This window comes from Aeromonas sp. OTU364, assembly GCF_038440395.1.
Taxonomy (GTDB): Bacteria; Pseudomonadota; Gammaproteobacteria; order Enterobacterales; family Aeromonadaceae; genus Aeromonas.
Map to the genome: position 1 here is coordinate 120923 of NZ_JASATR010000001.1, position 26722 is coordinate 147644.

Sequence of the window (26722 nt, forward strand, 5' to 3'; positions counted from 1 at the left end):
TGGCATGACTGCAGAGGATTTAACCCGTCTACATGCGGCGCTGGACGTACTCGAAGGGCGAGAAGCCGAACTACTGGTCTGGGGAGACACGGAAGGCGCCTTTACGGATGCAGATATTCTGTCCCTGTTCGCCCACCATTTTCCCGATGAGAATGGCAAAGTGCTGATGCAGGATCTACAAGACGCCGCGATGTTGTTTAACATCCCCAATACTCAGGGAACGAGGCTTTATCGCACGCGTATGGCGGAATCCGTCCATCTGTTTCGCCATCAGCGCCAGTGGTTTCGCGGCCAGCAACTGAGTCGCACCCGGACGCTGGTGGCCGACTATCGCTTTATCCGCCGCCCGCGCAGCTATCCCGCAAGGATACATCCGGCTGAAGAGGTGCTGAACCAGTGGTCCGACGTTGAGTGGATGAACGACATCAAGCGTCAGGCCGTACGGGCGCTGATAGGTGATTTCTCCATCGCAGGTTTTCAGTCCCGGGCGACTGCTCGCATCCTGCGCGCGTGGGATTATCACAGCGGCCATACGCACATCAAAGAACCTACGGCCACCATCGTTTGTGCAGGCACAGGCAGCGGTAAAACGCTGGCATTTTATCTGCCAGCGCTGACTTCACTCATCAATGACCTGCAGCGCGATCGCTCGACGCGAGTCCGCACGCTGGCTCTGTATCCCCGTAATGAACTGCTCAAAGATCAGTTTATGGAGACTTGGGGAAAATGCCGTGAAGTGGACAATCAGGCGGTTAAACTTTCCGGGCGTAAAATCCGCATTGGAGCTTACTTTGGCGATACGCCTTACAGTGCTCAAAAAGTGGCTACCGATAAAAAAGATCAGGATCTTCCTTTCGGCTTTCTGCGCTGTAACACGCCCAAATGCCAAGGCGAAATGCGCTGGAAAGCCGAGGATATCCGCCATGGCAAAGAGATACTGCGCTGTACGCACTGTACACACAGCGTGGGTGAAGATGAGGTGGCTCTCACTAGAGTCTCTCTGATGAGCAGTCCGCCAGATATTTTGTTCACCACCACTGAAATGCTTAACCAGCACCTCGGCAACAACAAAGCCAACCACCTGTTTGGCGTAGGCATAAATGTGATTGCGCCGCCAGTGGTGCTGCTCGATGAGGTTCATACTTACTCTGGCAATAGCGGAGCACAAACTGCCTATCTGTTGCGACGCTGGATGCAACTGGCGCGCTGTCGCCCGCACTTTGTCGGCCTATCTGCAACCCTTAGTGATGCAGAACGTTTCTTCGCAGATCTTGTGGGTGCCAGCAAAAAACATGTCATGCTGATTGAGCCCGCTTTCCAAGAGATGGTGGATGAAGGGGCTGAGTACCTGCTGGCACTGCGTGGCGATCCTGTTTCGCAAACGGCGCTGCTTTCTACCACTATCCAGACCAGCATGCTGGCACGTCGGATCATGGATACCCGTAAAGCCAGATCGCAGGGTACCTGGGGACGCAAAACATTTGTCTTTACCGACGATCTGGATATCAATAACCGCCTGTATCATCAACTTTGCGACGCCGAGGGGTGGCGTACACGCGGGCATCAGTTGGTGTCTAATGAAACCCCTTTGGCAGCGCAGCGTAACGAAAGCAATGGGGTTGCCGATGAGCTAACTCTCGCTGGTCAAAACTGGCGAATGCCTATCGATATTGGGCACCCTCTTGATAATCTCGATAGAGCCATTGTGGCGAGAACTTCAAGCCAGGATGCTGGGGTGAATCCCAAAGCCGAAGTGGTCGTCGCTACAGCCTCGCTGGAAGTCGGTTTTAACGATCCCTCCGTCGGCGTTGTCATTCAGCACAAAGCACCGCGCAATGTCGCCTCTTATCTTCAGCGCAAAGGCCGCGCCGGTCGTTCCAGAACGATGCGCCCCTGGATGATCGTGGTACTGTCGGAATTCGGTCGTGACCGCGTGGTGTATCAGCGCTATGAAGAATTGGTGGCGCCAGAAATAAAGAGCCAGTCGCTGCCACTTGGCAATATCCATATTCAGAAAATGCAGGCGGCAATGGCGACGCTGGACTGGCTGAGCATCAAGATCGCCAAAAGTAATATCTGGTCACTGCTGAACAATCCGCCCAAAAGCGCAGCGCAGCACGGGCAACTGGAACGCATGCTCAACCTGATTTCCGCCGTGCTGGAACAAAATACTTGGCAACAAGAGTTGGAGCAGTACTTATTCTACGCGCTCAAAATCACCGAGTCGCAACTTCAGCGCGTCATGTGGTCGCCGCCGCGTTCCATTATGATGGAATTGCTACCGACTCTGAAACGCCAATTGACGACCCAGTGGTCGCTGATGGGCATCCCCGGTGCAGACAGAACAGCGGGTCGCTCTCCGCTACCTTCATTTATTCCGGCAGCCCTCTTCAGTGAACTGAACTTACCTGAGTTGGGCATCCAGCTCGAGCGTCGTTTTACAAAACATGAATACTTACCGTTCATTCAGGGATTGAAGGAGTTTGCTCCGGGCCGTATCTCCAAACGCTACGCCACTTATTCCGATCTGGAAGCCGACTGGCTGGTGCCGAAAAATTTTGTTCCATTGATGGACGAGGTATCGGAAGTCGATTTCGACATCAATGAAGCATTTGGCGAAACCTGGCAACCAGAGTGTCTGATTGGACGGCCGGATGCACCACCGCTGAGGGTGATTCGGCCTTTACAGGTTCACACCCGAGCTCTTGATTTCAAACAAAATCTGACCGAGAAAAGCAACTCGCAGTTGCAATGGCACACCCACTTTGCCGCTGACGCCCAGGCTGAAGCGATGGCGATTCCCTCCGGGCCATGGGCGTCAGCGTTGCAGTCAGTGACTTTTTATACCCACCAGCATATGACGCCGCTTGAGTTAACGCGTTATACCACCACAGCAAGCGCTTCGCTTCGCAGTAAAAGAAAACAAAGAGCATGGGTGAACTTCAGATGGGTTGATAATGGTCAGCATGTGGGCGTGGGCGCTCGCCAGTGGGTCGATGGCATGAAACTGTGCTTCACACTGTCTGAAATGTTGAATAAAGAGGCGATGAGAGATGCTCGGTTATCAGGCTCACTGAGGACGCTATATTTTCACCACTGTATTCGTCGTGAGGCAAAATTCGAAAACGACAGTTTCACCGCTGACTGGGTCTTTGAATGCTATCTGGCAGCGTTGACGAAAGAGATTGCCAACCACCACACAGTATCAGACGCACTTCAGGCGCTGCAAACACATGAGGGTAGAGAGTCGCTGGCGAGCATTGCTGATTCGCTGTTTCAGGCGGAGAACATTTTTGAAAATAATGATGAATGTGACAACAATGCAGAGCGCCAAGAGTTGCAGCAGCAACTGATAAGCTTGTTTAAAGAGCCAAAACTGATAGGGATGCTTGATAGGCATAGCGCAGTTTTCACCGACGAACTCAGCGAAAATCCCCATTTTTGTCAGTGGTTGCAGACACTGCTGATCAATACTTTATCCGGCGCAGTCAAACACACCAGCCAACTGCTGCTTCCTGACGTGGACGAGCGGGGACTACTCGTCGATGCCGTGCTCCACGGAGAGCAACTCGAGGTCTGGCTGACCGAATCTGAGCCTGGTGGTTGCGGGATCATCACTCGCTTCGAAGAGGCATTCCATAACGATCCGGTCGCCGTACTGAATCTGTTCATCCGCAGTTTTGCGGCCAGTGACTATGAACAGATTGATGACGATCTCTTCGAGTTGCTTTCACAACTTCCATCAAACGAAGTTCTACGACTGGCGCTGAGTGACTTGCGCAATGCTGGCAGTCATCAGGCGCGCAGGGCGGCAAACGGGCAATTGCGTGCGCAACTTAAAAAGCAAGGGTTTGCCCTTTCCCATAGCTTTATGTCCGTGCTACACACCCGAATCCTACGACCAGGAAGCCAGGCGTCTCATGACGAACAACTGCTCGAGCATCTTCGCAAATGGCGGGAACTGGAGGCGAAAGCAGGCTATGAAATCAGCCTCAATATCTTCGCTCATACGCAGGCCACACAGGAGTTGCCTAGCGCAAACGTCACCAAAATATTTAACCGTTTTTGCCAGATTCAGGGCAGGCTCTGGCAACGGGGTAATACGCTTCGCCAGTCAATACTCAGCTACTACAATCCGTTCGATAATGGACCGAAACTGACGGAAAGGCTGCTGCTCAGCACGCTTTTCCAGCAGTCAGCGACTCAAATTAAGGTGACCGACAGCGATTGGTTGCAGCAAATCCACGCAACGATAGCCCGCGAAGGATTCGCTGAACTGCTGATCCCTCGAGAAGGCCGCCATCAAATTGTACAGACTATCTCTACGCTACAGACGAACCCGGTGGAGTATTTCGGCCTGCATCTTTATCCACGACTTGGATCGATTGACTATCAGAGCGGCAATATCGTCTTGCGAATTGAACTTGCGGAAGCCCTGCAGTAAGGAGCATATGGAATGGAAGAACAACGACAAATATTTCTCCATGGGCCTCTCGGACAACGGCAACTACGTGAGGTTCTGAGCGCGCAGTTTTGTGGGCTTATTTTGTATCCAGAAATTATCTGGTTGATTTCACCATGGATGAGCGATTTCGATGTCATTGATAATCGGGGGGGGCAATGGAACTTTCTTGACCCTTCTTGGGGGGCTAGGATGATCAGTTTTCAGGAGGTTCTAGCCACCGCAGTAAATAATGGTTGCCCACTGCGGATTGTCACTCGTCCTGATAACATAAGCAAAGTATTCATAGAGCGTATGCGGGCACGACTCTCACCAGATCACGATATGCAGTACAAATATCATGAAAACTTGCATGCTAAAGGCATGCTGACGGCAAATTTCTTCCTGAAAGGTTCAATGAACTACACCTGGAGTGGCGCGAACCTCAATGACGAGCATTTACTGTTTACGATAAATAAGGCAGCGATATCTGATGCTTTGATTGAATTCAGCGGGAATTATGCCTTTGGAGATACCAATGATTAACGTTCCTCACTGGTTAACGATGTTCTTTGGCGCTGGAAACCTTCTTTGCATAGATAAATTGTTGGGCGAGAATGAAAATTCTTATCCTGATGATCTAAAGATTGTTTTACTTCCACTACTTGAGAGTGCCCTGGACGGTCAGTGGCCGATAATCCTCCCGTGGTGTGATAAACAGCATTGGGTCTTCTTCGCTGCAAGTGAGAATGAACGCGCTATGCTGGAACTAAGTAATGTGCTCAAAGCCAGGTTTGGATCTGCTGATGTCATACCAGACCAGCGAGTTGTGCTTGCTCCAAGCGAGGGGCCGACAGCTGAAGCAGAGGCCGTAATGCTAAAGCATTGCCCTGCTGGAATGATCCGTATTGAGTTATTACCGGAAAAACGTACAGATAAATCAGCCAAAAGACGTGTATTTGATGCCCTGAAAGAGGTTATAGATCTTTTTCGCTTGCGCCCGTCGCTTGTTAGAACGATTAAACGGCCGTTTGGCCGTATCCTCAGTGACTTTATTCTTGCTAATAAAGATAGGGATGAAATTGCAAGTAACGGTTACCTACAGGAACTCAGGGACTCTGGAGGTCTTTCCCAGCGTAATATTGTGCTGCTGGAACTTCAGCAAGCCGGTAAACTGCGGAAATGGGATATCCTACTCAACCATGAAAAATTACCTGATCTTATCCGCGGACGTATCACTTCATCGCTAGTCAAAATGCTGCTTAATGCTTATCAGCAATGCTATTTTAATGCGAATAGCAGTAATTATACCCAATACACACCAACACAATTGCGCGCTCCCTGTCTTTCCCTTTATCCACTATTTACGCAAGTACCCTTGCTCCTCAATGATGAGTCATGCTTGCGTTACTGGAAAACTTGGGCAATTGGTACAGTTTTAGTTGGTGAGGTTAGCCTACTGGACGCTGTTCCTGAAAGTCTCAAGACCAACTACATCCCTGCATTGCTTTCATGGGGGGGGAGATTTTCTACTGCAATGCAGAGGAATTCGACTCTCTTACCTGTGGCACCCCCGAACTCATTACAGATACTCGCAGAACAATTGAAGTATTCTCTGACTGCTACGCAAGAGGAACTTCCGCGCTATGAAGCGATGCTAAATTCACTAGACGCATCATTGCTCGAGCGAGCATATAGAGTGCCATTGTTGAAAAATCTGATTGATGGAATATACCAACTTTCTGCTCCACAAATTGTAGGTTGGGATATGTGGTTTGTTCAATTTTGCCAACCAAATGCTGATATCAACAGTTTGGTGCAATTGGTCGCTCTTGAGAGTGAACATTGGCCAACCCAAACTTTTTATGAAAAGACATTAATCCGTGTGCTGTCAGTTGACCTACCGGAAGGGGCATGCTCAGTATTACGTAATATAATGCCTTCATTCGTTGAATGGCTCGAGTTGCATCAAATTGTATTAAATAGTAGTACATGGCTGAAATGGATTGATGTCCTTGCTATGGAGCAAAGCGTCAGTCAGTCTGATATTAAACTTGTAGTGATAGCGTCAAATTATTTTCTACAGAGTTCATTTAATCAATTAGAATACGAAAATTTTATTGCTACGCTACAATTAATAATTGAGCGATCAAGTTCACTCAAAAATTTACCTTCACTTTCTGAGTTGATGGAGATTTTTCTTGATGGTCCCTGTCTTTCAATTTCTATGCGCAAAGCATTGTGGATGGATATTCAGACAATCGTAGGAACCCTTTGGTTGAGGTTAGATTACCAGACCAGAATGTTAATGCGAAACCTTGCGAAAGACGTGATGGGGGAAGGCGCAGAACAGGTATTTCCTGGTGAGATGCAAAACATCTAGTATTGAAAACATAGAAAATACGTCAAGCTTGGTAGGTAAATTGGTAGCAATATACACATTAACAGAAGGTGTTGCGAGGCGAACCAAAATTATGTTGGAAGAACTCTTTAACGGAGTGAAGGTTGAAATAAATAATGACCGTACGAGTACGAACCGTCTTGTACACTTAGCAGAGAAAGCTGATTATTTCATTTTTCCTCTGCAAGTGCAAAACACCAAGCTTTTTATGCAGTTACTAGTCGACGAAAAAAATAATTTATCCATTGGGGAAGGGGTCTGCATCACTGGTGCATGCATTTATAGACACTATAAATAGTAGCGCCTAAAAATGATCACATTAATTAATATTAAAGGTCTAGGAATGGCTGGACTACTCTCCCCTATATGTACATCTAGCTGTGCAAGTCTCTTTTACAATGACTGCACTTAAAGAGGGTAAGATAGGTTTGAGTTTATGCCAGATCCAGCCAGACAAAACCTCGCTGGTTGGGTTTTCTAAACCTGGGATCTCATTAAGGTAATGATGGTCAAGTTGTTCTAGTATTGGTTTAAAAATGGCCTTTATATCAGCGAAATCCATCACCCATCCTGAATGGCAACCAACCTCACCTGTAATTTCTAATCCCACAATAAAAGAATGACCATGCAGTCTGCCACACTTATGCCCTTGAGGTACATAAGGTAGTCGATGTGCACTTTCAAATGAAAATTCTTTATAAATAGTTGCATTCATTTTTCGGCGAGCTCAGTTTCAGGTATCGAAAGTAGGACGTTACGCTGATAAAAATTGACAGTCAATCCTTTATGGATTATAAAAAATTCACATTTACATTCTGCAATGTTTAGCTAATTGGCTTGATAATTAACATTATTAGTGTTCTACTATTTTTTAAATGCTTGATTTTCAAGGAGGGATGGGTGGATTCTTTAGAGTCTGATTTGTTCAAGATAATAGAGACCAGTCATGGAACATTTGATTGTGCCACACTGGTTCATGCATATTTAGTCAAGGTGAATCACAGAGGGGATTATTTAGAGTTACATTCAAGGGTCACAACTTGCTGCGAAGAGTTTTATGATGCTGGCAAGTTAGAAAAAATTGGTAAAAACATGTATTTATATAAGTCAAAATAAGTTCGTGGCGGCTTATCAACCGCCACGAACATGACATATCAGGCCTTATCATAAGCACTTATGAGATAGTCACTGACAAGTACTATATCTTTTTGTACATTTTGCAACTGATTCCATTTTCTGGTAATTGCTATACCATCAGAGTCCATTCCGAATTCCCATAATCCATGACTCCAGTGACAACTATGTTTAATAAAATCTAGTTGCTCTATATAGAAATCAATTGTTGGAATAGGTTCCCATCCTTTTTCAATTGTTTTGAACAGCATATGCTGTTCATCAATATGATCCATAAAGCTGCCAAGTGAAAGGATGCCAACACCATGTAATAACCTGGAATGTCGTGGTTTCTTATCCCAATCTTCATTAAAAACAATTTTAACAGCAGCCCAGAAATTATTTAACAGTGACAGCATCATTTCGGGATTACCAGTACCATTTTGATGATCACGGAATCTATACAATGCACCCTCTTTTAAACTGGCATCTATCATTTTAATGATGGATGTGTCTGCAATTGTACCGCTAGGATTAGTTGCCGTCTTTATCCGACCATTTAAAGGACCATCTTCAAAATTCATACACAAAGTCAGATAGGATGCAAATTTTTTAGCTTGTAACTCTGAAGGAAGTCGACCATTTGTATATGGGGATAATTCATTTAGTAATGATTTTGGCAGCGGCTTTGTCGAATTTACTAGCATAAATTGTTCACGCTGTTCTTCATCTGTTTTTGTTATAAACGCGGATACAGGCATAACAAAACCATCCACATCCGCTTCTCTCAGAGCTGCAGTTCTCTGTTGCCCGTCGACAATAAAGCCTGGCTTTAAACCTTCAATATTTAATGGGATATGTAGATACCCAAAGCAGTCTGAATCATCCGTTGCTTCAAATCTAACACTATCATTAAATGCGATAATGATTGGATTAGGAATTAATGGATTGTTGCTTTCAATATATCGTTGAATTTCTTTAATATGAGATTGAACTTCTGGTCGTTGATAGCCTTTTAGTTCATTGTTATTACGGCTAATCCGTGAAATGCTTGCCACTTCAGGAATTAATTTGCCATTAATAGCAAGACTGTACAGGTATCTGTTGTTACCTTGCTTAATTTTCAGAGCAGGAACTCGAAGTGCAGTCTTTTTGGTCATTTTAAAGCCTTAAATTAGTCCAAAACAGATATTAGTTTTTCGTAAAAAACTTGAATATTGTGAAAGCCTCTGCGTCTATTTCTCTCGGCCCCACGAAATATCACAACATTAATCCCAATTTCGCGACAGATTTCACATGAGCAACTTTCCCAGGGTCTATCTGCCAGCGTTTTTTCGTAATCATCTTTTATTGATATTGCATTTTTTTCACCAGAGTGAAGGCGTTCATATGCTAACAATATGTCTAAGGTGTAATTTAATGTGACTCTTTTTTCGCTATATTCAAAAAGTGCTTTAAGGGTCGCTTTCTCCAACTCTCGAGCTACATCTTGATTAATGGCTCCGGATTTTATTTTTCTTCCAAGAGATACATTCCCATCCAACTGGGGGACTCTTATGGCGACATAATTTTTGCCAGATATTGTATGATAATTGTTTTTTCTATCCTTGAAAGCCTGTTGCAACGGGGTCGTGGAGTCGATGCTTACAACCCCTAAATTTGAAAACCGTGCTAACTCTTGAGGTCTTGCGATGCCCAATAAATGGAGTTTTGTATTACTTTTTCTTACCAGGCTGACTTCTTCTAAAGTTTCAATTATTTGCTCAGTCTTTAGGGGAACCATGCCTCCCATCGTAATGTATTCATAACCCATTGAAATTAATTGCTTGACTGAGTCGGCATAAGAAACCTTATCCCATCCATGAGCAACACCAAATGGAATGAATTTTGAATTTTTAGATTTAATTAAAAATTCATCCGCTAAGGAAAGTGTAAGCTCTTTTCGCCGATTGAATTCAAAAAGTTCTGCTTCAGAAAAACTACGACCTACTTTTTCGTAGCCAAAAACAATGTGGTCTAGTGATACGCCATAGTCAAACTGAGATGCATCATAAAAATTAATTACATCTTCAACTCTATATGGAGGCTCATATTGAGTCACATAAGTAAATGCACCACAATCCCCCATACTCTCCATGTTTTCTGGTAGCCTAAAGAACCGCGACATTCCTTCTCTGAAGAATCGTAAACGCTGGGGTCTTGAGTATTTTGACTCACCAGTACCAAGCCCATCAACAACTGCCTTAGAGACAAGCATGCCATCATACGGCCGAGAGAAGACTTCGTGTGGATACAAGTCATCACGCTGTCTAATTCGATGTTCGTTCCTGGTTTCTTTAAAGAAATTAAAGCTAGGATCAATGAAGTCTTGGCTATCAGGGAAGAAGTACTTAAGTCGTGGCAATTGGACCTCCAACAATTATCAGTTGACAGCTGGCAATTATATCATGCAACAGTTTGCTTGTAACTGTTTTTTATATCCAAAAAAACTTTCCTGAACCTGCGCTCTTCCGCACATCGCCCACTATTTCTTAATTTAACAAGACATTTCGTGGCGCTAATATTAGAGTTACATTTTAATTCATTTAGTATATAAATACGCAAATGCTCATCTGTGCATTTTATTTTATCTGCTTTGGCGGTGACGGGAATCGCATTATGCATCTCATTGATCAATTGTTTTGTGGAGCAATAGTCAAATTCATGCTCCTTTAATAATTCAATAAACTTATTGGCTAAAGAGATATTTAATGATGTAGCATTGCATTGAAGCCAAGGCAGCATTAATTTACTGCTTGAAAGAAAACAATCCGTTATTATGTTGTTTTCATTAAGCAACTCTGCTGAGGAAGTAATAATAACTAATTGTTTTTGTGGGTTTGATAGAAAATTTGCACCTTTAATAAGATCATCTAAAATTGCATTGATATATATATTTGATCCAGCAATGATGAAAAATTCATTGTTTTTACTTTCCATCAATGATGCAATTGATTTGCATCTTGAATAGTTATTTTTAATATTACAAAGATAAGACCACCACAATCTAGAAGATTCTTTATTTGTCATTCCATACGCGGGGATGGAATCATCACTGTCAGGTGTAAATGTGGCCTGATAGTTGATTGCATTGTCATTAGCGTTGAGAAGGCCTAGACCAGCAGAGACAACCCACAAATCGACATATTTATTATTTTTTGCCTTTAAGGCATTGGCCCAATGACTACCTTTATATAAATTGATGGCATCAATTGGCTCATTATTTTGCATGCATTCTGTTATACGCTTTGACCATGAAAGCGCAAGTTCATGTAAATTATCATATTTATGCTTGATGCAATGAAGCCTTAGAGTGCTATTGGTTTTTCCCTTGGAATTGGAGCATGTTGTAATCAGGTTGATGCGCTGCATATATATAAATTCTGTAGGCTAGTGGCGCAGAAGCTACTGGAATCAAGTAGTTTTTACAAGTATTTTTTGGTACGCTCTCTTACTCTATCGATGACTTATGGGGTCTCAATGGAGGCTGCATGGTTTGGTTGTCGATTCCATTCAACACCCACCGCTAGTGATAGAGATTACAGAGATGGTTAACCACATTTGCAGCACAGCATTTAGGCACGCAAACATTTGCTCATGCGACCTTTGTCGGCTCGTTTTCTTGAGATAGGGGGGGGGATTTAGATGAGAGTTGCCGTTGTTGTATTCAGTGGTGGTCAGGATAGTACTACTTGCCTGATACAGGCCCAGCAAGTTTATGATGAAGTTCATGCTATCACCTTCAACTATGGTCAACGTCACTTGGCCGAGATCGAGGTCGCCCGTACTTTGGCTGCACAACTGGGAGTTAAGGCCCATAAGGTCATGGATGTAGGCCTGCTCGGGGAGTTGGCTCTCTCCTCCTTGACCCGGGATGAGATCCCAGTCAGTCGTGAACTGCAGCATAACGGCTTGCCCAATACCTTCGTGCCAGGGCGTAACATCCTGTTTCTCACCCTTTCAGCCATCTACGCCTATCAGGTGGGGGCCGAAGCGGTCATCACCGGCGTGTGCGAAACTGATTTTTCTGGTTACCCCGATTGCCGTAATGAGTTTGTTAAGGCGCTCAACCAAGCCGTGGTGTTGGGAATGGATAGGCCGGTGCGCTTCGAAACGCCACTGATGTGGCTAGACAAGGCAGAGACCTGGGCGCTGGCCGACCGCTGCGGCCACCTTGAGACGGTTCGTCGTCACACATTGACCTGCTATAACGGCATTCAAGGGGACGGTTGCGGCGAGTGCCCCGCCTGCCTACTGCGAGCAAAGGGTCTCGAAGAGTACATGGCGCAGGGGCCGGCAGTTCGTATCCGCCTCGCGGCCAAATTGGTATCGGCTTCCTGAGTCGGTCATTTTCACCCTTTCAGACAGACATTGATGATTCATTACCCGATTAACGAAATCTTCCAGACTATACAGGGAGAGGGGGTTCATACTGGACTTCCCGCTATCTTCGTGCGCCTGCAGGGCTGTCCGGTGGGCTGCTCCTGGTGCGATACCCGTCATACTTGGGTGGTTGATCCCGAGCGTCGAGTGCCGAGTTGTCAGATACTCGATCTCTCCAGCGAGTCGGATGCCTGGAGTTCCATGTGTGCAGTCGAGATCCGTGAGAGCCTCAAACGTCTCGGCTACTCGGCTCGCCACGTGGTCATCACAGGTGGTGAACCTTGCCTGTATGATCTGAGCGAACTTTCTACCCTGCTACTAGCCGAGGGTTTCAGTGTGCAAGTCGAAACCAGTGGTACTCTGGAGGTGCGGGTTCATGAAGAGGCCTGGGTGACCGTTTCCCCTAAGATCGGAATGAAGGGTGGGCTTACCGTTTTGCCCCAGGCCTTGTCACGAGCCAACGAGATAAAGCATCCGGTTGCAACTGAGCACCACATCGAGGAGCTTGATACTTTACTGCAATTTGCTGATCTGCGCCCGGACGTACAAATTGCTCTACAACCAATCAGTCAAAAAAAACTAGCGACAGAACTGGCTATAAGTGTGTGTATCGAACGTAACTGGAGGCTTTCAGTACAAGTACACAAATATATTCATATCGATTAATTGTAGTGGTCAACCAGTACCGCCTGGTGAATCGTGGCTGTTGTGGTTTGTCGTCAACCAAGAAAATAAGTCTCAGGTAGAGGGTGAGCTACATGCTCACCCTCTGTGTCGGTTTATGCCTTCGTGCCTTGAACACTAAACTTGCCGGTAGACATCCAGATAGAGGTAACCATAGCTGGCCCTTGGATTGGCCAGGCAGACCCAATCCCCCTGCCTCAACGTCACCAATTTATCTTGGTCGCTCAGCAGTTCTCCTTGTTGAAAGAGCTTGCTAAGACGCTCAATAAACCCCGGTAAAACGGTGTCGATATCGGTAAGCCACTGCTCGTCAGCATTGCCATAGACGCCGCTGCGATCCCATAGCAGTGAGACCCCGCAGCGCTCGACAATGGCACGTGCGCCAAAACGTGGTTGAACTTGGGTATGTAATCCCCAACTGCCTATGGTTCCCATTTTCTGTGTACTCCTAATGATGGTAAGTCGTCGTAGAGCTCACTGCTGGCCATGCCTTCTTCCTCCATGAACGGGCCTCTTGACCGGCGTGGCAGTTACAAATTCCCTCGTTCTGCCAGCGACACCACTCCCTCAGTACCGACGACCAGATGATCCAAAATCCGGATATCCACCAGTGCCAGGGCATCCTGTAGGCGCAGGGTGATCTCGATATCTGCCCGGCTGGGTTCCGGGTATCCCGACGGGTGGTTATGCACCAGCATCAGGGCGGCAACATTGTGGTGCAGTGCCCGCTTGACGACATCGCGGGGGTAGACGGTCGCAGCGGATAGGGTGCCAAGGAACAACTCCTCGTAGGCCAGGATCCGGTGTTGGTTATCGAGGAACAGTGCCGCAAAAACTTCACGATCCCGTGTTTGCAGCAGCCCTTGCAGGGCCTGATGGGCCAAGTGTTTATCGGTAATAGCTTCTCCCTTGGCCATTTTCTGCCGGGCAACAGCTTGGGCGATGGTGAGCAGGTCATCGTCAGTGACAAGGTCAGTCACCCGGTAGGTGCCGGGTTGCTCCCCGGCGGTGAGTTTTTGATGCAACATGATTAGGCTCCATACACCATCGTCCCACCGCGTTGGATGCGGCAGGGTAGGCGAGGTAGTTGGTTAATGGGTTACTGAATGGGGTGTGACAGCAGGATTGGCTGGCGGTGTTCAGGCCGCCAGGGTGTGCGGGGTGTAGTCGTGCAGCGGAATGTGGTAACTGGTGGCGAGCAAGTTACCTACCCGTGTTAGCCAGTAGTGATCCGGGTGATCGCACAGCCATTGCGCCAGTGCGTCACCCCGTTCGTTTTCATAGCGTAGGTAGAGGGCATAACCGTCCACCGGCTGGCCTTGGTCATGCACTGCTTCAACCTGGCCATTACGTTCAAGGTAAGCCTCCAGCTCGATGGCGAGCACAGCATTAATCATTTTCAATCTCCTTGTCGGGGATGGGGTCACTCGCCACGGCATAGCCGCGATGGATGCAGATGCGCTGCAGGTCGCTCAGAAAGTTGGCCAGCACGCGGGGTTGCTCGTTGAGCGGGACTGGTCCTGCTTGGCAGTGCCAAAAACAACGGCGCTTGGGGTCGATGCAGATCTCATCCACCGGCTGGCTCATGGTGTGCCAGTCCTCGGCATTGGTGAGGGAGATCAGTTGCCATAGCGACCCAGACCAGCGCACTTGTAAGGTGACTGTGCGGGCTTTTGGGTTATCCGGGGTCAGGTGCAGCAGCCAACGCTGACCACTGTGGGTGGGGGTTGGCTTGGCGTTGGCGGCGACTTGTCCCAGCCACTGACGTGAGTAGTGGGAGAGCGCTAATTCTTGGCTCATCGTGTCCTCCTAATCTCCTGCGACCGTGACGCTGAAGCATTCCAACCGGCAGTAGGCAATAAAGTTGCTCTGCCAGATGTCGAACAACTCCCGCGCTTCGGCCAGCCGCAGCGGTCCCCAGCCCAACATGGTGTGTTCCCCATCGAGGAAGTTGAAATCGAGCTCCTTGCAGAGATCAGCATCATGGCCCAGCCCCTGGTAGCTGAAATCGGTGACGTAATCGAATAGCCAGCCATCGAGCGCACGGATCAGGCGGATCTCGACCGGGTGCACGCCGCCTTGCTCGGCACTGTAGCCGGGGTTGCGAAAGTTGAAGGTCAGTTGGGTTAAGCGCTCAAGATTGAGCTCAGTTTTAGTGACTTCCTGGTCGAGCAGAACCAGCAATGCTTGGTCAACGGGCAGGGCAAAGCCGTCCCGAAAAAAGGGAATGGTCATGGTGTACTCCTTGTGGGGGTTAATCTTGGCCGAACAACTCGCGCATTTTTCTGGCCACACGGGCACGGATCTGTTCATCGATAAAGGCGGTAATGCTGGCGAGCGCCGCACTGAGTACCGCGATGTCATCGGTGAGTCCCATCGGCAACACGTCTGGGATCGCATCGATCGGTGAGATAAAGTAAGCCAGCGCACTGTAGATCAGCAGTTTGGCCCAAAGCGGCAGATCATCCTTCTGGCTGGTGTAGTAGAGCAAAAGGCAGGTCTCAATAAAGGGCCGACCGGCCCGTTTGGCAAAGGCCCAAAGTTTGTGCCAAAAGCCTGTGTGATCGAACGGCTCGCATTCAGGGGGAATGCAGGGTGGCATAGTGCGTCTCCTTCACGGGTGGGTGAATTGCAGAAATAAAAAGAGGAGGTAAATGCCTCCTCTTGGATGGGAATGGATGTGAGCTATTCGTCCCACATCAAGCAGTCAAACTCAGGGGTATTAGTGGCGGGCAGTACAGATGCGACCTCTTTGGTTGGCAGTGCGAGTTGCTTGCCGTCAGCCGTTAAAATGCTGATCGACTTGGCCTTGCGCAGCTTGCCCCACATGTCGAAGAAATTGTTCTCACCGACACGGGACTCGGTCTCATAGGGCGCATCGTATTGGCTGCCATCGACGATGATGGAGAAAGCCTGCCCAGCATAAGAGCCATACTCCTTGCCCTGCACGGTGGCCGTCATGCTGACTTTGCGGGTGTCATTACAGGCGATATAGAGATGGTTCTGTTCGTCGACCACCGCCGTGTATTCGCTGGTGCCCTGACCCCAGCCACTGCTCCAGCGTCCAGCCTCGCCATAGGCCAGGGCGTTGTTGCATAGCAGGATGGCTGTCAACGTGATCCAACATTTGTTCATGGTTAACTCTCCTTATCCAACGTAGTAACCCAACACATTTTGTAAAAAGCCACCTGCCGCGATGTAGCCCACCACGCCCCCGATGAGCTGGGGACCAACTTTCCAAAACAGCTTCTTCTTGAACATCTCCTGTGCGCCGTCAGCAAACAGCATGTCTGGCTGGGTAAAGCGGCGGAACAATTCCCCTCCCATCAGGCCAAGTGAGGTAAACAGCGAGCCAAAGACAAAGTGCCAGATATGGCCCCAGAACCCGAGCTGTGGGGAGCTACCGGTCCAGAGTGAATAAATGGTGACGACGAGAAAAAAGAGGGAGGCAATAACGGGATAACGAGCCATGTACTTTTCCTTATGTAACAGAGCAATAGTAACAATGGCAGTCGCCCAAACCGCTCGCGTAAAAGCGCTTTACCCGAGATGGGAGGGGATGCCACAAACGAGGATTGATGTTCGTTGTCGGTGAGTCGGTCAGCGTAGCGATCGTCGATTCACAACCGATTGCAACCAACTAGGTCGATACTCACCTTTTTGAGTCCTTGCCGTCAATGGGTCTATGGTCAACCATACGGGTTGACTGGAGGAACCATGACAGACATCAACCTTAAGCTGTTAGCCAAGAGCGTCGGCAAGGCGATTAGCCACAAGCGCACCCAAGCCGGATTCACGCAAGAGCTGGTGGCTGAACACCTCAATATCGGGATGGAAGCCGTCTCTCGAATGGAGCGGGGAATTGTGGTGCCGACCGTGGTGCGGCTGGCGGAGCTCGCTCAGCTGTTTGACTGTGAGCTGGCGGATTTTCTGCGCGAGACCAGTAACCGCCCGACCGAACAGGGCATTGTGCTGAGCCAGCAACTGGCCCGGCTCGATGATGCCGACCGAACCCTGTTGCTGGAAACGGTAGAACGGTTGGTGGAGAGGTTGTCTCGTCCCCGCTGATCACCCGCCATTCACTGGGGAGGGGATGGGTTCCCTTTCCCCAATTTGTTGGTGAGCGGACTCCTTCTTGGTTGTGGCCTCTGCGGCATTCTGGTTGCTTGGCTTTGCGGTGCGTTATGCGAGGCAACCTCCACTGCCCCTACGTTTCCATTCGCCGTATCGTCGCTGTTTGCTTCGGGATAGAACTCCTCCAGCAGCATCGGTACCTCTTCATCGATATCCTCAAACTGGCCGTTACGCAGCAACTCACGAGCGGCCTGCTCCATCTGCTCGATAGCCAAGCCTGCCTCTTGGTCACGCTGGGCCGCCTCCTGTGCGAGCCTGACTGCCTCGGTCAGGTTGGTTTCCTCCCGCAAGGTTAAATCCACGTAGTAGACCGGTGTGCGGTAGGACTGGGTAGTGCTCTTGGCCCGCAACCGCAGGGTGAGCGGCAGATAGCGGGTATTGCCCCCGCTCACTGCCTCCAGGTACTTCAGTCGCGCCGCCAGGGTGCGTACCGAGTTGTAGCCGGTGGTGCGGAAGATAAAGCTGCCCAGCTCATCCCCTTGTCCTTCCACAAACAGGTTCAGTCGCCCGTACAGCTTGCAACCCTGTTGCCCGGCAAAGGCGCAGCGCTCTGGTCCAGGGCAACTGACCTCTTCCATGCCTTGCGCCCCCACGCGTCTTGCCACTTCCCCATTACCGACACAGAGCGGCCTGCCGGTTTGTCGGTCAAAGGCGCTGTATTCCGCCCGCAGATTCAAGTCGCTATCGTTGAACAGCACCCGCACCGGAATGGCGCGGATCTTGGTTTGCTCTTGCCCTTGGGCACTCTTTTGCGATGAGTAGTGTTGATGCAGGGGATGGAGCAACCATCCCCCTTTTTGTTGTACCTGGGTGGTGAGGGTGAAGCTGTCGTCCTTCTCCGGTACCCACTTATCCTGTTTTTGCACCAGCTTGCCGATGCAGATCCGCCCGATCACGGGTGGGGTTATTGCCAGTCCTTTGATCATGATGTTTGCCTCAAGGGTTGAATGGTGAAACGGCGCACGCCGGGCACCGGTTTGACGTAGCGGGTGAGCAGGTCGGGATGATCCTGACCGAGCTTATCCAGATCCGGTGCCAGCCGGTCTTTACTGCGCTTCCAGGTGATCTTGCCATCGGCAAATAGCCCGGCTGTCGCTTCACCCAAAGTGGCTTGCAGCCGCTGCTTGAGTTGTGACTCTTGCAGCTCGACAGCTTCCTTTTGCTGACGCACTTGCAATAGCTCGCCAAACAGCTTGTTGAACTCGGGAGAATCGGAGAGATCCACCGTCTGGCCATCGTCACGGGGGAAGAGCCAGCTCAGGGCATTGGCGGCATCACTGGAGCCGTCAGGCTCGGGCTGCTGGTCTTGTTGCACCATCTGCCAGAACAGCGCTTCCCGTTCGGTGAGCTCCTGGATCTTCTCCTCATCGCGCTCGATGCGGTAAATCCGAAAATCCTGGCCGCCGATCAGCACAGCCACCTCAGCCCAGGCATGACCGGTGACGGCCAGTTGATGCAGAACCTGACACTGGTAAGCCACCGGCACCCCTTCCTCCCACTGGGGGGCGCTGTGATAGCTGGCGGTCTTGATCTCCAGAATGCCCGGCCCATCGGGATGCCCGACCACCTCCCGGTCGAGGTTGGCGAGCATGAAGGGTTGTTCGGGGTGTTGCAGCACCGCATTGACCCGGCGCACCTTGTAGCCGGTGCGTTTGGCATAGACCTGTGCCAGCACAGGTTCGAGCTCGATGCCCCACAGTACCGCTTCCTTGTGTGAGATATCCTCCGGCTCCTTGCGGCCGGTCTTCTCCAGCCAAAGGCTGAGCGGGCATTTGTAGGGGGAGAGCCCCACTGCCACGGCGGCATCGGAGGAGCCAATGCCGAGTTTGCGGATAGCGAGCCACTGCTCGCGGGTTAATTGGGTAGTGGAGGCCAGCCGCAGGGCTTGGCCGTATTTGGCTTTTGCTTTCATGACGACTCCTTGTTGACGGCATAAATGGCAACGCCCGGATTGGCTTGCGCCAGTCCGGGTGAGGTCGTTATGCGGTTTAGAGAGGGAAGAGGAATTACTGCAGCAGAGTGAGTGCCTGATTCAGGGCTTGGGATTTGAGTTGGGCGCCCTGACCAAACCAGGCGGAATCGAGCCGGTGATCTTGGCTGCGGGCACGGCGGTGGTGATCCACGTATTCCGTTACCGCATTGACCAGCCCCCAGGCGGTATTGCGGGAACTGGCAAGTTCTGAGCCCATGCCTGCGCCCATATACAGCTCGTGCAGTTTTTGGGCGGGACGGCTGAGAATAATATTCTCATCATTGCCAGCCGGATCATTGAGTCGCTCACCGAAGAAATTAAGGGCTTCCACGGGTGATACCGGACGATTGCTCAACGATGTCATCTCTTGTTGGAAACGATCCCAATTTGCCATACCAAGGCCCAATGCCTCTTTGACGGCAGCAGCATTAAATTGGGTTGAGTGGGGAACCTTGATCGCCCCATTATTATCCCGTAGTGCTATTTTCAAGGTGTTATTGCAGACAACTCGTAGCGAGGTAAATTGTGCTGTGGTGCACAGCGTACCATCACAACTGGTGGCAAGCAGCAGGTATGATTTTACCCTGTCGCCACCTTTCAGTTTCATATCTTGACCTGTTTTAGCCAGCGCCCATAATTTGCGGCCGCCCTTGAGCGAACCTGCAGTTTCCAACTCAAAGCCGCCCACTTCTACCAGATCTTGATAAAAGTGCAGCACCTCATGAGGCTGTACCACATTATATCGGCGAGAGACGACGGATAGAGGCTCCAGATTATCAGAGCGGTACAAAACTTTGCTGTCTGAATAAGGGCGAATATGGAGTGCATCGGAGGCAATGTTAAACATTACGTCACTCTGCTCGATAGTCCAATTCATCCCGGCAGCCTGTAGCCAGATATCCAAAGATTGCCGTGGCGGCAATATATTGCCAAGGCCATGCCAAGGGGTTTGGCCGGTGTAAGCCATTGTGTCAATTAAGTGAGCCATATTTTCATCCTATATTGTATCGATTCAATAAGGGAATATAGGTGTGAGAAGTTTTGGAGTTGACCATACAGGGGGAGGGCTTTCACTCACATGAACGAAAAAAAAGTCAATGCATTTGATATGCGATAATTCCCGCTACAATTGCTACTAGTAGCGGGATAGCAGAAAATCATGCCAGTTCGTGTATTGAATCTTTTGCATATTGCTCAGGGTTGAGTGCCAGCAGTAAATCTTTTCTGTACTCTATATCCTGACGAACTCGATGAGTGTAAGGGTGATTTTCAGCCGAAATTGGTAGGTAGAAGAGAAAACCATCCAATTCTCTCACACAGTGATACAAAGTAGAGTTGGACAGGTAGGTGATGAATGATTTTTCTTTGTCCGCTTTTGTGAAAAGTGACTTCATAACATCTGCTCTCTCCTCAGTGGGCACATCAATTAAATTGACGTGTGTTTTTTCTAACCAGGCTTCCACGCCATCCCATGTGTCAACAATCGATAAACGAGAGCGGTTTTGGTGCGACCCCAGGTTAGTTGATATAATTGAGTTGTATGCTTTTATGCTGCGAAGGATTGTGTGAGTGTAACTGTCAGAAAAAAATGATTCAAACTCCATGTCAAGCAGGTATGCTGAATCGATCCGAATGTCAGCATATAGTGCCTGTGTGTCGAGAATGATTTTTATTAATTCATTAAGGTTTCCATTTTTCAGTTTAAGAGGATTTGTTTTTATTTTTAAACCAAGATATAAAACAGCGGCATAATAAGATGGGAAGCCTATCAAACCATCAAGTAAAGATGTGCCTTCACTTTCTAATAAATCCAGTGCTTCTTGCACTCGCTCATTTTTTATGTGGTATAGCACCTGTAGCATCACCGCGTACGGCTTGAGATAGCACATTTTTTCTTGTGTCACGACACGGTCAAAAAATTTTTCTGATTTTTTGTGGTCTGTTATTATTCCTATTGAAGAACTTGGTTTTCCTAGTAAGTAAAATATTGTGTTGATGTTTTGTGTTGTGTACAGGTTCGTTATCAGTGGAACGCCTTTTACAGCAGTTTCCCATAATTTATCGAGATGCACTTTGGTTTCTTTTGGTAGTGCGCTATCGATATGTTGTTTGGTCGCAATGAATGTTATTATGCTACTGCTTAATGAACTAACACGGATGTCAGAAATCGCCATTTTTTCAGTTAATGAAATTTTATGCAGATTGGCGAGATGGCAACCCAATCCAGTCTTAATGTCAAAATAAATTGCTGCCATGCATGCTGTATACGCTTCCTGAAGCGTTGTAAGTCGTATCACGCTTTTTTGCTTTTCTTCTGGCTTGTCGATGCCATTGCAAGTGGTTTTGGCTAAGCGAATTTTTTGCTCGATGGTCGCACGTCGTTGTGTCCTATCTGGCCGGATATCCCGGATAAACTCCGTCAACTCTTCACGATAATGTTCGCATTCCGGAGTCGCGAGGATAGACAGCAACATCTTGCGAGCAGCGAAGGCAACTCCCTTCTCATTTGTTGATGACAGCAGAGCATCTAGATGCCGCATGAACGGAGACTCATCATGAAACTCACTGAAGATTTCCATATAGGCGACCAGTAGTGGGCACAAGATGTGCTTGGCATAGCGCTGGTTTATCTGTTCTTTACTTAAGGGCGCAATGACGGGCTTCGAGAGTATATAGGAGGCGGCCACCTCACTAAAATCCAACAAACCATTAACGAGTATGGTGGTGCTTTCGCCTTGGGTGCAAAGGGCCTGCATGAGCTTCTCGTGAAGTTCATCAATGTAGATATCTTGTTTGCTGGTGTAGCTTCGCTTCTCCTTCAACCGAGCATTTCTATCGCCATCGTACAGATCTAACGCCCATAGCAAATGATCCACAAAAAAAATCATAACCTATTGTTTTTACTTCCTTTAAAGACATAGCTCCCTTGCCTCTGCAAAATTGCCGTCATTAATTTGATAATGATTTTATACATTGTGCCGCTCAACCCCCAGCGACTGGAGTCACAGATGCGCAATGTAATGAACAAATCAGAAGTAATTTCCCATGCCGAGCTTATTGACCGGATTTTGCGAATGAAGGAATTGAGCAAGACCACCGGTGTGAGCCCATCTACCCTCTACGACTGGATGAACGTGAAGTCGCCTCGTTATGACCCCAGCTTCCCTCGAGCAATCCGATTGGGCGCAGCCTCGGTTGGCTGGAGCTCGCGCGCGGTTCAGGCCTGGATTGATTCTCGCCCCCAAGCTAATCCGATGTCGGCACAGGAGGACCAAGCATGATGAGTAATCAGCTGTCTTTTAAACCCATAGCGCTAGGGCCCATTACGCCGCAAATTGCCCCTCTGAAGATACCTCAGCAGATAGTTGAGGCAAAGCCACTGCGCTTGCCTTTACTCACTTTCCCTGTCTACGTACTGCCTAACGAGTTACGCGAGGTCATTGCTTATCTGCAACAGGAGACACAAGCATCGCCGGATTTGCTTGCTTCCTCGTTGCTCGGTGGGATGGCACTGTGCTGTCAGGACTTGTTTGACATCTCACCTAAGGCCCCCCTGCGCTTTCCCATATCCCTGTATCAGGTTGTGCTGGCGGAATCCGGGGAGCGTAAGTCCACGGTCGATAAGCTGCTCATGAAGCCTATTCGTGACCTCGAAGCTGAGTTGGAGTTGCAGTACCAAGAGGAAAAAAAGCAGTACAATGTGGCGCAGCGTCTCTGGCAAAGTGAACAGAAGGCATTGGAGAAAGCCTTCCAACAGGCCGTGACCAAAGGAGAGCCTTCGAAGTTGGCTAAACAGCAATTGGAAAATTGCCTGCTTCAGCAACCGCTCCCACCGCAGCGTAAGCGTCTGTTAGTGAGTGATGTCACCAGAGCAGCAGTCAAGCAGGCTTTGGGGAAGAGCAATCCGTCTCTTGTTTTGCTCTCGGACGAGGCTGGCAGCATCCTCAATGGTGAGCTACTCCATGATACGCCTTTGTTGAACTCTCTATGGAGCGCTCAACCAATCGAGGTAGATCGTGCGAACGGGGAGATGTTCCGCATCACCGATGCACGTTTTGGCACGATGCTAATGGTACAACCTGCGCTGTTCAAAGAATATGTCGCCCGTCAGGGGCTGCGAGCACGGGCCTCCGGTTTTTTTGCCAGAACACTGTTGTGTCAGCCGAGTTCCACTATCGGTTTGCGGTTTGAACGTGGGGCGATAACGAAAACGGCGACCAGCGATCCTTTAGTCTGGTTCCATACACGGGTAATGACGCGTTTGAACGAAAGCATTCAACGTCGTGATAAAAATGCTGAACGAGTTTGCCTGACGCTTTCTCCAGAGGCTGCCCACAGATGGGCACTTGAATACAACCGCATTGAATCGATGAGTGGTCCATCTGGCGCTTTGTATGAATATCGTGATTACGCATCCAAGCAACTTGAGCACGTGGCGAGGATCGCGGGAGTGCTGGAGGCGTTTGTAACGGGTAATGTAGTCATATCTGAGCACACTATGCACGCGGCGATTCAGTTGGCTAGCTACTATCTGGATTCATTTATTCACCTGATGGCTGATGACGCTTTGCCAGAAGAGATGGAAGATGAAGTGAAATTGGAAACCTGGCTGCAAGCAAACCATCGCCGCTTTAATTATCTCGATATCCCTAAGAATTATATTCGCCAGCATGGCCCGAATCGACTCCGTGATAGTCAGCGTCTGACTCGAACGCTGGAGCGCTTGCAGATGAAGGGGAAGGTACAAGTTTATAAAGTCAAAAGAACTTGGTTCGTCCACATCAGCCAGAATAACGGCATCGTGACCGGGATTTAAGCTTAAAATAAGGGTCTAGCTCTAGCTATATCTATCACGGTCACTTTGCAATAATCTGCGTGGTTTTATGATGGCAACCAGAAATTAGAGGGCAAGCTAAGTTCAGAGTAATTTTCTTGCCTTAATAACCGGTATTACTGGGGTTTTATTTAAAATAATCACGTGTTCCCCGGTGATTTAGGCGGTCGCTAAGTTCGGTAATAGTAATATATACACCAAGGTGTATAACAAGGTAGAGGGTGTAGGAGATATATCGAGGGAGAGAGTGATACACCGTCAGAGTGTATCACAGGGTATACCAACGAGAGCATGTGATATACACACGAAGTGTATGCCAATCAGATACACATCGGGCTTGTACGTCAGATACAAGCAATTAGCCGTATACATCGACATAGCGCAGCATATGCAAAGCACAGAGTGCTAAATGCAGGTTGGTATATCAACCTAGTGGTTTGATAAGAGAGCAAGGTATCAGTTGACCGTAAAGTTTTACGCAGCGGTCCTCATTAATGACGATGAGTACTGTCACCTGAGCATCTAACCAATTGGTATGGGTGTTCCATGTAAATCATAGGGCCGTATATGAAATCAAATGGCGGATATTATTTAATAGGCAACGAGCTAGACAACTTGCGAGTTGTGGCTGAGGCCAAGTATGGTGAAATATCCTTTGAGCAGTTGAAAACATCCGTGGAGGTGATTGCCGGCTTTTTGAGTAAACATCCGCGAGTGTTTGCTGTACGCGTTGATCTACGTTTCCCTCATATACCAGTTATGGATGATCCGGACATGCCGACAGGCTTTCCACCGGAGGTAGAAGAGGAAGAGGTTATTACGCGCTTTTTTGCTTCACTAAAAAGCCAGATACAGGCGTTACGTCACCGTAAGGGTCAGACTGGTAAACGATTCTTCTTGGGTTATATCTGGGTAAAGGAGCAAGTAACAAGCCAGTACCCTCATTATCACGTGGTGCTACTATTTAACCGAGATGACTACGGTTATCTTGGTGATTACTCTAATTTTGATGCGGATAACATGGCAACGCGTATCCGTAAAGCTTGGTGCAGAGCATTGAGGCTTGCATACCCTGATTATGCGTCTTTGGTGCATTTCCCTGCTGACGCAGAGTATCGATTTGATCGCCGAGATGCTGACCTGCACAATGAGAAATTTTATAAATTCTTGGAGAGGATCGGGTATTTATTTAAATTACGCTCGAAAGTAGAAGGTGAACGTAATTTCGGGCGTAGTAACCTGATAGGAAATGTTCACAATTAATTCTTTTTCTTTAGGTTAGAGCCAAAGGGCAGTAATTTCAGGACACACCCGCGCAATTGGGCGGTGAGGACTTCCTGCGAGACCTCACCGAATTATGCTCAACCTGCTTTTGTGGATGGCAACCAGGTCAGTGCAGAGCCAGTTTTCGCTGCTGCATCAATATGCTCTGACCACCAGATCATCATTTCCCTACGTCGTTCCAGATAATCCGTACGGTTATATGCGCTACGCACCTCATCTTTGTCAGAGTGCGCCAAAGCGGCTTCGATAACGTCTCGATCAAATCCTCTCTCGTTAAGGGTAGTGCTGCCCAAGGCTCGCAGGCCGTGAGCGACCAAGGTCCCTTCATACCCCATTCGTTTCAAGGCCGCATTGGCTGTTTGTTCGTTGGTGTGTGTTTTAGGATTACGGATACCAGGGAAGATAAATTCACGATGGCCGCTGATGGGGCGCATGAGCTCCAGGTAGGAAAGTGTCTGTGGCGTCAAGGGCACGTCATGACCCCTGCGCTTCTTCATTCGCTCTGGTGGGATCCGCCAGAGTTTCTTTTCTATATCGATCTCTGCCCACCTTGCTCCGGCCGCCTCGCTGGGGCGAGCCAAGGTGTGCAGGCTCCATTCGATTAGGCAGCGGGTCTGCAAATTGATGCTGGCCTTGGAAAGTCGGTTCATCAGCTCTGGTAACTGGTTGGGGTTAATACTGGGCATGTGCTGTTTGGCTGGCCGTTGAAACACCTTGCTGATCCCCGAGCAAGGGTTGGCATCGATCAGGCCGGAGTTAACGGCAAAGGTCATGATCTCGTTCATCCGCTGGGTGAGGCGACGCACTGTTTCAAGTTTTCCAGCAGCAGCGATTGGCTCGATGATCTTGATAGCTCTCTGCGCCTTTATCTCCATCACGGGTACAGTGCCGATCTCGGGGAACAGATACATTTCGAGCGAACGCCAGAGATCTTCGGCATAGGCTGGGGTGACGGAAGGGCGTTTGACATCAAACCAGCGCTTGGCGACAGCCTCAAAAGTATGCTCGCTCAGCGATAACGCGGCGGATGCCTGCTCGTCACGATGGTGTTGGGGATCGATGTTTTGTTGCAGCAACGTTTTAGCTTCGGAGCGCTTCTCTCTCGCGTCAGCCAACGACATCTCCGGCCAGGAGCCAAAGCTGATCATGTTTCGCTGTTTAGTTAGGGGACGGTAGTAACGCAGGCGCCACAACTTGGAGCCATTGGGCTTGATGACGAGCTCCAGACCAGCCCCGTCACAGAGGGTGTATTCCTTCTCTTTGGGCTTGGCTGCTTTGATCTCGGTTGGGGACAATGGGCGGGTGATACGAGGCATAGGCATACGCTCCGGAAGGCATACAAAACGATATGCCTAACGATATGCCTAAAATGGCTGGATGGCAACGCACCCCATTGGACAGCATAAGACAACAAAAAACCCGCAAAGCCTTATGCTA

General features: G+C 48.7%; 26 protein-coding genes. 9 read left to right on the forward strand and 17 right to left on the reverse strand.

What is annotated here, in order from left to right:
* The first annotated feature begins 4 nt into the window (after nucleotides 1-4).
* From dpdJ to dpdD, 3 genes are read left to right on the forward strand one after another with little or no spacing between them, the layout of a single operon-like run.
* Nucleotides 5-4444, forward strand: a complete 4440-nt coding sequence (gene dpdJ, locus AAHB08_RS00555) for a protein DpdJ (protein ID WP_342057794.1) — start codon at nucleotides 5-7, stop codon at nucleotides 4442-4444.
* Nucleotides 4445-4456: 12 nt separating this feature from the next.
* A complete protein-coding gene (gene dpdK / locus AAHB08_RS00560; RefSeq protein WP_274439462.1) occupies nucleotides 4457-4987 on the forward strand; it encodes a phospholipase D-like domain-containing protein DpdK in 531 nt (176 codons plus the stop codon).
* A complete protein-coding gene (dpdD, locus tag AAHB08_RS00565; RefSeq protein WP_342057795.1) occupies nucleotides 4980-6824 on the forward strand; it encodes a protein DpdD in 1845 nt (614 codons plus the stop codon). Before dpdK ends, dpdD begins: the two co-directional genes overlap by 8 nt.
* A gap of 370 nt (nucleotides 6825-7194) precedes the next feature.
* Here dpdD and queD read toward each other — a convergent pair whose 3' ends face one another.
* The 4 genes from queD to AAHB08_RS00585 all read right to left on the reverse strand — a co-directional run bounded on the left by queD (nucleotide 7195) and on the right by AAHB08_RS00585 (nucleotide 11366).
* Complete coding sequence (gene queD, locus AAHB08_RS00570) at nucleotides 7195-7557, reverse strand: 6-carboxytetrahydropterin synthase QueD (protein ID WP_274439460.1); 363 nt, start codon at nucleotides 7555-7557, stop codon at nucleotides 7195-7197.
* Between the two features lie 439 nt (nucleotides 7558-7996).
* Nucleotides 7997-9115 carry a DGQHR domain-containing protein DpdB gene (dbpB, locus tag AAHB08_RS00575; RefSeq protein WP_274439458.1) on the reverse strand — a complete coding sequence of 373 codons (1119 nt, stop codon included), beginning with the start codon at nucleotides 9113-9115 and terminating at the stop codon, nucleotides 7997-7999.
* A gap of 14 nt (nucleotides 9116-9129) precedes the next feature.
* Nucleotides 9130-10359 carry a tRNA-guanine transglycosylase DpdA gene (gene dpdA, locus AAHB08_RS00580; RefSeq protein WP_342057796.1) on the reverse strand — a complete coding sequence of 410 codons (1230 nt, stop codon included), beginning with the start codon at nucleotides 10357-10359 and terminating at the stop codon, nucleotides 9130-9132.
* Between the two features lie 41 nt (nucleotides 10360-10400).
* A complete protein-coding gene (locus AAHB08_RS00585) occupies nucleotides 10401-11366 on the reverse strand; it encodes a hypothetical protein (RefSeq protein ID WP_342057797.1) in 966 nt (321 codons plus the stop codon).
* 273 nt (nucleotides 11367-11639) lie between these two features.
* Here AAHB08_RS00585 and queC point away from each other — a divergent pair, with 273 nt between their 5' ends.
* Both queC and queE read left to right on the forward strand, forming a co-directional pair.
* Nucleotides 11640-12335 carry a 7-cyano-7-deazaguanine synthase QueC gene (gene queC / locus AAHB08_RS00590; RefSeq protein WP_274439455.1) on the forward strand — a complete coding sequence of 232 codons (696 nt, stop codon included), beginning with the start codon at nucleotides 11640-11642 and terminating at the stop codon, nucleotides 12333-12335.
* A gap of 33 nt (nucleotides 12336-12368) precedes the next feature.
* Nucleotides 12369-13043, forward strand: coding sequence for a 7-carboxy-7-deazaguanine synthase QueE (gene queE, locus AAHB08_RS00595; RefSeq protein ID WP_446699492.1), 675 nt, complete (start codon nucleotides 12369-12371; stop codon nucleotides 13041-13043).
* A gap of 135 nt (nucleotides 13044-13178) precedes the next feature.
* On the opposite strand, the gene AAHB08_RS00600 is transcribed toward queE, so the two are convergent.
* The 8 genes from AAHB08_RS00600 to AAHB08_RS00635 all read right to left on the reverse strand — a co-directional run bounded on the left by AAHB08_RS00600 (nucleotide 13179) and on the right by AAHB08_RS00635 (nucleotide 16532).
* Nucleotides 13179-13496 (reverse strand): type IV toxin-antitoxin system YeeU family antitoxin, encoded by a 318-nt coding sequence (locus tag AAHB08_RS00600; RefSeq protein ID WP_342057798.1) that lies wholly within the window; start codon nucleotides 13494-13496, stop codon nucleotides 13179-13181.
* A gap of 95 nt (nucleotides 13497-13591) precedes the next feature.
* The gene (radC, locus tag AAHB08_RS00605; protein WP_342057799.1) at nucleotides 13592-14089 is read right to left on the reverse strand and encodes a RadC family protein; all 498 of its coding nucleotides are present in this window, start codon (nucleotides 14087-14089) and stop codon (nucleotides 13592-13594) included.
* 111 nt (nucleotides 14090-14200) lie between these two features.
* Nucleotides 14201-14458, reverse strand: coding sequence for a hypothetical protein (locus tag AAHB08_RS00610; RefSeq protein WP_342057800.1), 258 nt, complete (start codon nucleotides 14456-14458; stop codon nucleotides 14201-14203).
* The gene (locus AAHB08_RS00615) at nucleotides 14451-14861 is read right to left on the reverse strand and encodes a hypothetical protein (protein WP_342057801.1); all 411 of its coding nucleotides are present in this window, start codon (nucleotides 14859-14861) and stop codon (nucleotides 14451-14453) included. The genes AAHB08_RS00610 and AAHB08_RS00615 overlap by 8 nt, the downstream gene beginning before the upstream one ends.
* 9 nt (nucleotides 14862-14870) lie before the next feature.
* Nucleotides 14871-15296, reverse strand: coding sequence for a DUF2787 domain-containing protein (locus AAHB08_RS00620; protein WP_342057802.1), 426 nt, complete (start codon nucleotides 15294-15296; stop codon nucleotides 14871-14873).
* 19 nt (nucleotides 15297-15315) lie between these two features.
* The gene (locus AAHB08_RS00625) at nucleotides 15316-15663 is read right to left on the reverse strand and encodes a YkvA family protein (RefSeq protein ID WP_257700174.1); all 348 of its coding nucleotides are present in this window, start codon (nucleotides 15661-15663) and stop codon (nucleotides 15316-15318) included.
* A gap of 83 nt (nucleotides 15664-15746) precedes the next feature.
* A complete protein-coding gene (locus tag AAHB08_RS00630) occupies nucleotides 15747-16196 on the reverse strand; it encodes a hypothetical protein (RefSeq protein ID WP_257700172.1) in 450 nt (149 codons plus the stop codon).
* A 12-nt stretch (nucleotides 16197-16208) separates the two neighbouring features.
* The gene (locus tag AAHB08_RS00635; protein WP_123173866.1) at nucleotides 16209-16532 is read right to left on the reverse strand and encodes a hypothetical protein; all 324 of its coding nucleotides are present in this window, start codon (nucleotides 16530-16532) and stop codon (nucleotides 16209-16211) included.
* A gap of 246 nt (nucleotides 16533-16778) precedes the next feature.
* Between AAHB08_RS00635 and AAHB08_RS00640 the strand changes: the two genes are divergently transcribed.
* Nucleotides 16779-17129 (forward strand): helix-turn-helix domain-containing protein, encoded by a 351-nt coding sequence (locus tag AAHB08_RS00640; protein ID WP_342057803.1) that lies wholly within the window; start codon nucleotides 16779-16781, stop codon nucleotides 17127-17129.
* Nucleotides 17130-17140: 11 nt separating this feature from the next.
* On the opposite strand, the gene AAHB08_RS00645 is transcribed toward AAHB08_RS00640, so the two are convergent.
* From AAHB08_RS00645 to AAHB08_RS00660, 4 genes are all read right to left on the reverse strand, one after another.
* The gene (locus AAHB08_RS00645) at nucleotides 17141-18121 is read right to left on the reverse strand and encodes a recombination directionality factor (RefSeq protein ID WP_342010048.1); all 981 of its coding nucleotides are present in this window, start codon (nucleotides 18119-18121) and stop codon (nucleotides 17141-17143) included.
* Nucleotides 18118-19107 carry a YqaJ viral recombinase family nuclease gene (locus AAHB08_RS00650; protein ID WP_342057804.1) on the reverse strand — a complete coding sequence of 330 codons (990 nt, stop codon included), beginning with the start codon at nucleotides 19105-19107 and terminating at the stop codon, nucleotides 18118-18120. The genes AAHB08_RS00645 and AAHB08_RS00650 overlap by 4 nt, the downstream gene beginning before the upstream one ends.
* Before the next feature lie 94 nt (nucleotides 19108-19201).
* Entirely contained in the window at nucleotides 19202-20155 is a 954-nt protein-coding gene (locus tag AAHB08_RS00655) for a DUF932 domain-containing protein (RefSeq protein WP_342057805.1), read from the reverse strand.
* 169 nt (nucleotides 20156-20324) lie between these two features.
* Nucleotides 20325-22043 carry a hypothetical protein gene (locus AAHB08_RS00660; RefSeq protein WP_342057806.1) on the reverse strand — a complete coding sequence of 573 codons (1719 nt, stop codon included), beginning with the start codon at nucleotides 22041-22043 and terminating at the stop codon, nucleotides 20325-20327.
* A 132-nt stretch (nucleotides 22044-22175) separates the two neighbouring features.
* Between AAHB08_RS00660 and AAHB08_RS00665 the strand changes: the two genes are divergently transcribed.
* From AAHB08_RS00665 to AAHB08_RS00675, 3 genes are all read left to right on the forward strand, one after another.
* Complete coding sequence (locus AAHB08_RS00665) at nucleotides 22176-22448, forward strand: helix-turn-helix transcriptional regulator (protein WP_265455049.1); 273 nt, start codon at nucleotides 22176-22178, stop codon at nucleotides 22446-22448.
* Complete coding sequence (locus tag AAHB08_RS00670) at nucleotides 22445-23983, forward strand: YfjI family protein (protein ID WP_342057807.1); 1539 nt, start codon at nucleotides 22445-22447, stop codon at nucleotides 23981-23983. Before AAHB08_RS00665 ends, AAHB08_RS00670 begins: the two co-directional genes overlap by 4 nt.
* Nucleotides 23984-24568: 585 nt before the next feature.
* The gene (locus AAHB08_RS00675; protein ID WP_342057808.1) at nucleotides 24569-25264 is read left to right on the forward strand and encodes an inovirus Gp2 family protein; all 696 of its coding nucleotides are present in this window, start codon (nucleotides 24569-24571) and stop codon (nucleotides 25262-25264) included.
* A 98-nt stretch (nucleotides 25265-25362) separates the two neighbouring features.
* On the opposite strand, the gene AAHB08_RS00680 is transcribed toward AAHB08_RS00675, so the two are convergent.
* Nucleotides 25363-26601: an integrase domain-containing protein gene (locus tag AAHB08_RS00680; RefSeq protein WP_342057809.1), complete on the reverse strand. Its 1239-nt coding sequence runs from the start codon at nucleotides 26599-26601 to the stop codon at nucleotides 25363-25365.
* Between the last annotated feature and the right edge of the window lie 121 nt (nucleotides 26602-26722).